The 9,515-nt window shown below is 61.5% G+C and carries 8 protein-coding genes (1 of these 8 running past the window's edge); 4 read left to right on the top strand and 4 right to left on the bottom strand.

Features of this window, described 5'->3' with window-relative positions; all coding sequences use genetic code 11:
* The 3 genes from hrpB to NE851_RS10020 all read left to right on the top strand — a co-directional run.
* Positions 1–1,277 carry the 3' portion of an ATP-dependent helicase HrpB gene (gene hrpB / locus NE851_RS10030; protein ID WP_254960171.1) on the top strand. Its footprint begins 1,189 nt before the window's first position, so 1,277 of the gene's 2,466 nt are visible here — the last part of the coding sequence; its start codon lies beyond the left edge, outside the window; its stop codon occupies positions 1,275–1,277.
* A gap of 23 nt (positions 1,278–1,300) precedes the next feature.
* Positions 1,301–2,629 (top strand): ActS/PrrB/RegB family redox-sensitive histidine kinase, encoded by a 1,329-nt coding sequence (locus tag NE851_RS10025; protein WP_174824491.1) that lies wholly within the window; start codon positions 1,301–1,303, stop codon positions 2,627–2,629.
* 67 nt (positions 2,630–2,696) lie between these two features.
* Complete coding sequence (locus NE851_RS10020; protein ID WP_011649881.1) at positions 2,697–3,275, top strand: ActR/PrrA/RegA family redox response regulator transcription factor; 579 nt, start codon at positions 2,697–2,699, stop codon at positions 3,273–3,275.
* Positions 3,276–3,287: 12 nt separating this feature from the next.
* On the opposite strand, the gene NE851_RS10015 is transcribed toward NE851_RS10020, so the two are convergent.
* The gene (locus NE851_RS10015) at positions 3,288–3,782 is read right to left on the bottom strand and encodes an MmcB family DNA repair protein (RefSeq protein ID WP_010029986.1); all 495 of its coding nucleotides are present in this window, start codon (positions 3,780–3,782) and stop codon (positions 3,288–3,290) included.
* 179 nt (positions 3,783–3,961) lie between these two features.
* On the opposite strand from NE851_RS10015, the gene NE851_RS10010 reads away from it, so the two are divergent.
* On the top strand, positions 3,962–4,645 hold the full coding sequence (locus NE851_RS10010; protein WP_029733130.1) for a L,D-transpeptidase: 684 nt from the start codon (positions 3,962–3,964) through the stop codon (positions 4,643–4,645).
* Between the two features lie 71 nt (positions 4,646–4,716).
* Here NE851_RS10010 and NE851_RS10005 read toward each other — a convergent pair whose 3' ends face one another.
* The 3 genes from NE851_RS10005 to NE851_RS09995 form a co-directional block, all read right to left on the bottom strand.
* Positions 4,717–6,888: a malate synthase G gene (locus NE851_RS10005; protein ID WP_183905879.1), complete on the bottom strand. Its 2,172-nt coding sequence runs from the start codon at positions 6,886–6,888 to the stop codon at positions 4,717–4,719.
* Between the two features lie 85 nt (positions 6,889–6,973).
* Complete coding sequence (locus NE851_RS10000; protein WP_048338399.1) at positions 6,974–8,386, bottom strand: cytochrome P450; 1,413 nt, start codon at positions 8,384–8,386, stop codon at positions 6,974–6,976.
* A 47-nt stretch (positions 8,387–8,433) separates the two neighbouring features.
* Complete coding sequence (locus tag NE851_RS09995) at positions 8,434–9,381, bottom strand: DUF1402 family protein (RefSeq protein ID WP_183905880.1); 948 nt, start codon at positions 9,379–9,381, stop codon at positions 8,434–8,436.
* Between the last annotated feature and the right edge of the window lie 134 nt (positions 9,382–9,515).

The raw sequence follows: 9,515 nt of genomic DNA, 5'->3' as shown, positions 1-9,515 counted from the left end.
GGGTTCTGCTCGGCCAGCTCGGCGCGCTCGACAAGGACGGAGCGCTGACGGCGCGCGGCAAGGTGATGCGCGATCTGGCACTGCCACCGCGCCTTGCCGCCATGGTCGTCTCGGCGGGGGAAGCCGGATATGCCCGGGATGCGGCGATGATCGCCGTGCTTCTCACCGAACAGGGGCTTGGCGGAACGAGCGTCGATATCGAGGAACGGCTGCGGCGCTTCAAGGCTGAGCGTGGCGAGAGAGCAGAGGCCTCGCGCCGGCTGGCGGGACGGCTGGCGAGCGGCCTCGACAGCGGTGCGGCAACGGCGCCGGCGCTTGCGGGCCAGCTTTTGTTGCACGCATTCCCGGACCGAATCGCACTTCAGCGCGGCGGACGCGGCCGATTCGTGATGGCGAACGGGCGCGGAGCCGAGCTGCCGGAAACCGAGAGGCTGGCGGGCAGCCAGATGCTGGTGATTGCCGATCTCACCGGACGAGCGGCGCAGGCGCGGGTTCTGGCGGCAGCCGAAGTGACACGCGGCGACATCGAAGCCGAGTTGCCCGGCGAGATCAAATCCGGCGATCAAATATTCTTCGATCGGCAAAGCCGGCAAATACGGGCGCGGCGAGCAACCCGGCTCGGCGCGATTATCTTCGACGAGACGCCCTTGCCGCGCCCCTCCGGTGTAGCCGTCACCCAGGCGCTGGTGGATGGGGTGCGCGAGCTGGGGCTCGATCAACTTGCCTTCTCGAAGGAGGCCATTCAGCTTCGCGAGCGGATCGGCTTCCTCCACAGGACAATCGGCGAACCTTGGCCCGATGTCAGCGATGACGCCCTGCTTTCCCGGCTGGACGACTGGTTCGCACCCTTCCAAATGGAGGCCCGCGGCCTTTCCGAGATTTCCGCAGCCGGGCTTTCGAACGGCCTGATGTCCCTGGTACCGCATGAATTGCAACGCGACCTCAGCCGGCTCGCGCCGACCCATTTCGAGGCGCCGACCGGCCAAAGGCATCCGATCCAATATGAGGGCGAGGAGCCGGTGCTGACGATCCGCGTGCAGGAGCTGTTCGGACTGAAGCAGCACCCGGCCATTGCCGGCGGCCGCCTGCCGCTGCTGCTCGAACTCACGTCGCCGGCGCACCGGCCGATCCAGACCACCCGCGACCTGCCGGGCTTCTGGGCCGGCTCGTGGAAGGATGTGCGTGCGGATATGCGCGGCCGCTATCCCCGTCATCCCTGGCCGGAGCGGCCGGAAGATGCGTTGCCGACGACACGGGCAAAACCGCGTGGTACATGAGGCCCAGTCAAGGAGCCCGCGGCATGATCGACAAGCCTGGCATGATCGACAAGACGGAAGGCTATACGCTGGAAGACCGGCATAATAGCCGCAGGCTGCGCCTGCAGACGCTGGTGCGGCTGCGCTGGCTTGCCGTCGGCGGACAGGCGCTGACGGTGTTCATCGTTGCCTTCTGGCTGAAATTTCCCTTGCCGCTGATTGCCAGCTCTTCGCTGATCGCTGCCCTTGCCTGGGTGAATTTCTACCTGACGATCCGTTATCCGCCGACCCACCGACTGGAAGCGCCGGCCGCCTTCGCTCTGCTCGGCTTCGACCTATTGCAGCTCTGCGCGCTGCTCTTCATCACCGGCGGCCTGGCCAATCCCTTCGCCGCGCTCGTCTGCGTGCCCGTCATCATCTCCTTTGCCTCGCAGCCGATCCGCTACAGCACCGCGCTGATCGGCTTTGCGATGGTCTGCATCACGGTGCTTGCCTTTTCGCCCTTTCCGCTGCCCTGGTTCGACGGGGTCGAGATCAACGTGCACAATGTCATGCAGTTCGGCGTCTGGTGCTCGATCGCCTCGACAATGGCATTCGCCGCCTTCTATGCCTATCGGGTCTCGATGGAAGCGAGCCAGCTTGCCGATGCGTTGGCTGCGACCGAACTGGTGCTGCAGCGAGAAAAGCACCTTTCGCAACTCGATGGGCTGGCGGCCGCCGCCGCCCATGAACTCGGCACGCCGCTGGCGACGATCAGCGTCGTCGCCAAGGAAATGGAGCGGGAACTCAAGGACGACGATCGTTTCCGCGAGGACGTGATGCTGCTGCGCAGCCAGAGCGAACGCTGCCGCGATATCCTGCGGCGGCTGACCACACTTTCCTCCGAGGGCGAAGCGCATATGCGCCGCCTGCCGCTTTCCTCGATGATCGAGGAGATCGTCGCGCCGCACCGGGAATTCGGCATCAGATTGGAACTCATCGAAAAGAGCCCACGCAAGGGCGAGCCGGTGACCGACCGCAATGCCGGCATCATGTACGGGCTCGGCAACCTGATCGAAAACGCCGTCGATTATGCCCGCGAGAAAGTGACCGTCACCATCGAGCACGATCACGACAAAGTGCTGATCGTCATTGAAGACGATGGGAACGGTTATGCGCCCGATATTCTGACGCGGATCGGCGAGCCCTATGTGACCAAGCGGCAGAAAGAGGATACGGCCGGCGGCCTGGGGCTCGGGCTTTTCATTGCCAAGACGCTGCTGGAGCGCTCGGGCGCGTCGCTGATTTTCGAGAACCGCGATCCGGAAAGTGCGGGCGCGCGTATCCGAATCGAATGGCCACGTATGCTGATCGACGCAAATTCGACAAAATGACTTTGTCGGCATAAACAGGATAGAGCGGCTGACGCAGATCGGGCGTTCAACCGCCGGGACCGAAACGATGACAGAACAGAACCATGACAATTTCGCCGCGTCGGATGAGGATCATATCGGTCCCGACGCCAGCCTGCTGATCGTCGACGACGACGGGCCGTTCCTGCGCCGCCTGGCACGGGCGATGGAGACGCGCGGCTTCCAGGTGGAGACGGCCGAATCAGTGGCGGAGGGCGTTGCCAAATCGAGAGGCAGGCCGCCGAAATATGCGGTGGTCGACCTGCGGCTCGGCGATGGCAATGGGCTCGACGTCATCGAGGCGATCCGCCAGCGGCGTGACGACACCAGGATCATCGTGCTGACCGGCTACGGCAATATCGCAACGGCGGTCACGGCCGTGAAGCTCGGCGCCGTCGATTATCTGGCAAAGCCTGCGGATGCCGACGACGTGTTTTCGGCGCTGACGCAGCGGCCGGGCGAAAAGGCGGAACTTCCCGAGAATCCGATGTCGGCCGACCGGGTGCGCTGGGAGCACATCCAGCGGGTCTATGAAATGTGCGAGCGCAATGTTTCCGAAACGGCGCGCCGGCTCAACATGCACCGGCGCACACTGCAGCGCATCCTTGCCAAGCGCGCGCCAAAATAAGCAGGCGCAGCATCAGACATCGTCCACGGTGAACGGTTTTCCGTTCGCCCATTCGGCCATCATCAGCCTTTGGGCGGCGGCACGCGAGAAATTGAGCGTGACGGATTTGCGCGTGGCCGGCGCCATGCGGTGTTCCGGCGCCTCGCGAATCATATGGGCGCCATAACCATCCGACAGGAACAGACCGCATTCCTCGGGAAATATGTCTAGCGGCACATCCTGGTGAGTCGCAAAGAACAGGCGGTCGCAATGCAGCCTGTATTCCGGCCATTTGCGATCCACCCGGAAATCCTCAATCGATGTCTTGATTTCGATGATCCAGACCTCGCCCTTCTCCGAAAGCGTGATCAGATCGGCGCGGCGGCCGCTGGCGAGCGGCAGTTCGGGCAGCACGGCATGGCGCATTTCATGCAGCAATATCTGCGTTCCCCGCCGCACCATCATGGCCCTGTCCGATTGCCGGCCATCGATTAACGGATTGTTATTGTAAACACTCAAAATCGTCATGGATAACCACCGCAGGGGCTGGCGTGTTGTTGCAAAAAAACCATGCGCTTCTAATTTGCGCCGCAGACGGATTTGTCGCGCTGCAGTAGCCTTGCAAAGCGCAAGTTAATCGAAAATAAACCATAATCAACGATGGTCGAGAGACCGTTCTCCTTGCCCCAAAACTTCAAGAGTCATCCATGCGCATCCGCAATGCATTCCCTGTATTTGGCCTGCTGACAACGCTCGCTCTGGCCGGTTGCTCCACGAGCTCAGACAGCGCGTCCGTCGACGACAAGGGCGCAGGCCCGACAGTACAGACGGCCCAGATCTTCGATGACGCCTACGGCGTGACGAAGGATGCCGGATACTCGCTGCCGGCGATCCCGATCAGCCGGGTCAAGCCGCAGTTCCGCCGCCAGGTCGTCAACTACGAGACCACAGAGCGCCCCGGCACGATCATCGTCAACACGCGCGAGCGCTTCCTCTATTACATCCTGGCCAACGGCAAGGCGATGCGCTACGGCATCGGCGTCGGCAAGCAGGGCTTCGCATGGGCCGGCACCGCCTACGTCGCCTGGAAGCAGGAATGGCCGACCTGGCACCCGCCGAAGGAAATGGCTGTCCGCCGGCCCGACGTCGCCAAATATGTCGAAGACGGCATGGGCCCGGGTCTCAGCAATCCGCTCGGCGCACGCGCCATGTATCTCTTCAACGAGGACGGCAAGGACACGCTCTTCCGCCTGCACGGCACGCCGGAATGGGCTTCGATCGGCACCGCCGCTTCCTCGGGCTGCATTCGCCTGATGAACCAGGATGTTATCGACCTCTACAGCCGCGTTCGTCCCGGCAAGGGCACATCAAAGGTCGTCGTCATTCAGTAAGCTAGATATCGAGTTCGGTAAAAAAAGGGCCGCTGGGACTGTCGTTCCGGCGGCCTTTTCGTATCTTCCTATCACGCAGCCTGCTTCGCCTTCAGCTCGAGGCGGCGGCGGTGAAGCACCGGCTCGGTGTAGCCGTTCGGCTGCTCCCTGCCCTTCAGGACGAGATCGAGGGCGGCCTGGAAGGCGATCGAATCGTCGAAATTGCCGGCCATCGGCTGATAGGCCGGATCCGATTCGTTCTGCCGGTCGACAACAGCGGCCATGCGCTTCATCGTCTCGACGATCTGCGCTTCCGTGACGACCTTGTGATGCAGCCAGTTCGCCATGTGCTGAGCCGAGATGCGCAATGTGGCGCGATCCTCCATCAGGCCGACATTGTTGATGTCGGGCACCTTCGAGCAACCGACACCCTGATCGACCCAGCGCACGACGTAGCCGAGGATGCCCTGGGCATTGTTGTCGAGCTCGCGCTGGATTTCCTCCGGGGTCCAGTTCGGCCGCACCGCAACCGGCACGGAGAGAATGTCGGAGAGCTTGGCGCGGGCGCGATCCTTCAGTCCTTGCTGAATGCGGGCGACATTGACCCGGTGATAATGGGTGGCATGCAGGGTTGCAGCCGTCGGCGACGGTACCCAGGCGGTGTTGGCGCCGGCCTTCGGATGGGCGATCTTCTGTTCGAGCATCGCCGCCATCAGATCCGGCATCGCCCACATCCCCTTACCGATCTGGGCGTGGCCGGCAAGGCCGCATTCGAGCCCGATGTCGACATTCCAGTTCTCGTAGGCGGAAATCCAGGCCGCCTGGCGCATGTCGCCCTTGCGAATCATCGGGCCGGCTTCCATCGAGGTGTGGATCTCGTCGCCGGTCCGATCGAGGAAGCCGGTATTGATGAAGACGACGCGCTCGCGGGCGGCACGGATGCATTCCTTGAGATTGACGGTCGTGCGGCGCTCCTCATCCATAATGCCCATCTTGATGGTGTTGCGCGCCAAACCAAGCGCATCTTCGACCCTCGAGAAGATCTCGACGGCGAAGGCCACCTCTTCAGGTCCATGCATCTTCGGCTTGACCACATACATGGAGCCGGCGCGGGAATTCTTCTTCCGGCCGGCCGGGCCGATATCGTAAAGCGCGATCAAGCCGGTGATGACGGCATCCATGATGCCCTCGGGCACTTCATTGCCGTCGCGGTCGAGGATCGCCGGGTTGGTCATGAGGTGGCCGACATTGCGCACCAGCATCAGCGAGCGGCGATGCAGCTCGAAGGAGGTTCCGTCCGGACCGGCATATTGCAGATCCGGATTGAGCTTGCGGATGAAGCTGGTTCCGCCCTTTGCCACCTCTTCCTGCAGATCGCCCTTCATCAGGCCGAGCCAGTTGCGATAGACGGTGACCTTGTCCTCGGCATCGACAGCCGCAATCGAATCCTCGCAGTCCATGATCGTCGTGATTGCCGATTCCAGCCAGACATCGGAAATATGCGCCGGATCGACTTTTCCGATCGTCGTCGCCGCATCGATGACGATCTCGATGTGAATGCCGTTGTTCTTCAGGAGAATATGCGTCGGAGCGGCGGCGTCGCCGCGATAGCCGGCAAAATGGCGGGCGTCCGTCAGCGTGGCCTGCTCGCCATCGATCGATCTGACAGCGAGCACTCCATCCTTGATGGCGAAACTCCCGACATCCTTCCAGCGCAAATCCTGCAGCGGCGCTGACGTATCGAGGAAATCGCGCACCCAGGCGATGACCTTCTCGCCGCGCTTCGGATTGTAACCCTTGCCTTTTTCGGCGCCGTCGTTCTCGGCAATGGCGTCCGTGCCGTAGAGCGCATCATAGAGCGAGCCCCAGCGAGCATTGGCAGCGTTCAGGGCATAGCGGGCATTCATGACGGGAACGACGAGCTGCGGTCCGGCAATCGAGGCGATCTCCGGATCGACATTTTGGGTCGAAACCTGGAAGTCCGATCCCTCAGGCAGGAGATAGCCGATTTCGCGGAGGAAGGACTGGTAGTCGTCCATATCCGTCGGCGCGCCATGCCGGCGATACCAGTCATCGATCTTGACCTGTAGCTCGTCGCGTTTTGCCAACAGCGCACGATTCTTCGGAGCGAGATCGTGAACGATCGCCGAAAAATCGGCAAAGAACTTGTCCGCATCGACCGCCAAGCCCGGCAGCACCTCGCTGACGAGGAAATCATGAAGGACGGTTTCGACGGCAAGACCGTTCTTATCAACGCGGCTCATGCGGCATTCTCCCTGGCAACGACTTTGAATGCTGCCACTTTGCCCGGCTTTCATTCACAGTCAATTCCGCAATAATTCGAAAGATTTATGCTTTCGCGGAAATTATGCGCGGGGTTACGCGCATCGGCAATCCATTCTGCGGCTGCGTCGTCAGCTTTTGCACCGGCCAAGGGTTGGTCTGATCGGTGGAATCGAAACGATAGCGATGCATCAGAACGGCAAGGGCGATCACCGCCTCCTGAAGCGCAAAGGTTGCGCCGATGCAGACACGTGGACCGGCGCCGAAAGGCAGGAACTGGAAGCGACCGATGGAGCCGCGATTTTCCGGCAGGAAGCGTTCGGGCATATAGGCGCGCGGCCTATCCCAATGACGTTCGTGGCGATGCAACGTCCAGGGCATGATGAGCACCGTGACACCGGCCTCGATCTCTATCCGCTCGCCCTTGGCGCTTGTCCAGGAATCATCCGATATGGCGGCACGATTGATGGATGGCGCCGGCGGATAGAGGCGCAAAGTTTCCTCGAAGGCGGCGCGCGTCTGCGGCATTAGATCCAGCCATTCCACAGGTTCGGCCCCGGTGGCGAGCACCGCGTCGATTTCTGCTTCCATCGCCTCGCGGATATGCGGGCTGTTCGATACGCAATACAGCGTCCACGCCAAAGCCCGGGCTGTCGTCTCATGGCCGGCGCCGATGAAAGTCAGAATATTGTCTTCGATCTCCTCCTTCGTCAGCCCCTCGGGGCCGGTCTGCTCCAAGAGCAGGGTCAGGAAATCTTCGGGCACAGCGCTGCGGTCAGCCTTCATCTTTGCGAGCCGCATATCCATCGTGTTGCGCACGATAGCGCGGAATTTCTCCAGCACTTTCTGGCCGCCAATGCGTGTCACACGTGGAACCCAGGACGGAGCGCGCATCAGATCCATCGGATCGACGCGGCCCATGCGATGCAGGAGTTCGTTGACGTCATCGGCGAAATGGCCGCTCGAGGTGACGATTTCACCGGAGAACAATGTATCAGCGAGAATCGCGAAGGTCAGCTCGGTCATGTCGGTGCTGATATCGAAAATTGTGCCTGCCTCGCCTGCGCTTTCATATTTGCAGGCATAGTCTTCGGATTGGCGTAACATCTGCCCGGCGAAGCCTTGGGCATGGCGGGGGGTGAAAACAGGCGCAACCGCCTTGCGCGATCTTTTCCAGACGGGACCTTCGGCGGTCAGAAGTCCGTCGCGGAGGATCGGACGCAGGACGAGCTGGCGCACATCCGACATGCGGTAATTATTGGCATTGTCGACCAGCACATGTTTGATGAGGCCGGGATCATTGACGATCAGCGTCCTCTGGCCGAAGAAATCGGTGCGGATCCAGGGCAGCGTGTAGGACGGTTCGCCCCAGAGTTCGAGCGGATTGCGCAGGATAATGCGGATGATTTCCAGCCGGCTCGGCGGCACGGTACGCGGCAACGGTGCTGGCGGAACGAAGGGGTCAGGACGCATGTCCATCGGAAAAGCCTTTCGGGGAAGATCTACGCTTCCCGTCAGGCTTGAAGCTAGAGCAGGCCCTTGAGTTCGTCCAGCTTGTCGTTGATCAGCCAGCCGTAATAATTCTCCTCCGGCCAGGCGGTCGTGCCGGCGCCACGGTTTTTCGCAGCAAGGGCTGCGGCGCGCTGGCGCGAATTGCCGACATTATAAAGCGTCGCGGTCAGGCCTGGATTGCCCGAAATATCCATGCCGGCAATCTCCTTGTAATCGTCGATCGACCTGCGGATCGAGGCCGCGACGAAGGCGAGCGAGATATCGGGATCCATGATGGCCTTGTAGACGGCGCCGGCATTCTTCTCGTTCAGCTTCGGATAACCCGAGACGCGGGAGACGAGATCGGAGAGCATCAGCGCCGTCAGCGGATTGACCTGGCCGAGTCCGAAGGTCTGACCGGCATAGAAGGGCTGGAAGAACACCGCGCTGAAGCGGTTGTTGGGGAAGCTCTTGCCGCCCACCGACTTGCCGCGGAAATCGCTTTCCCAGACATCTTCGCGGCAGGACCAAAGCGTATAGGAATCACTCTTGCCATTGCATTCGGCAAATTGCGGCCGCGCCACGAATTCATCGACGCTTTCGCCGTCATAGGCGAAGCGGAAGCTTTCCCCGGCATAGGAGGCGGCCTTAACATAATAGGCCTGCAGCCGGTCGTAGGCGTCGACATTGTAGGTGTGCTCGCCGACGATCGCGCCGACGACATGGATGGGATTGATGCCGTAAGCGCTGGAGACCTTGCGAATCTTGCCCATCAGCTCGCGATCGGTCGCCAGAAGCTCGTGGACCTTTTCATATTTCAGGTCGAAGCTGCTCTTGGTGCCCTTGGTGCGCCTGACCGAAGCGCCGGGAATATCGGGCTGCTCGGCGTGACGATTGCCGGCCGGCACCGTCTGCATGGCGAAGGCGGGCGCCGAATTCACCATGGCAACGGCAATCAAAAGGCTTGTCAAAAGGCGTCGCACGATCCGCTATCCCGTCCGTTCATCGTCCTGTTTGCGATGCGGCTGACTGGACCAGAATCTTGGCCGAATAAAGCCGGAGCGGAAAACAAAACGGGCCTTCACTAAAAAGGAAAAGGCCCGCTGTCGAGGGTCGA

The organism is Rhizobium anhuiense bv. trifolii (genome assembly GCF_024346605.1).
Taxonomy (GTDB): Bacteria; Pseudomonadota; Alphaproteobacteria; order Rhizobiales; family Rhizobiaceae; genus Rhizobium; species Rhizobium anhuiense.
Note: the sequence above shows the minus strand (reverse complement) of the source record. Positions and strands in the feature narration are given on the sequence as shown.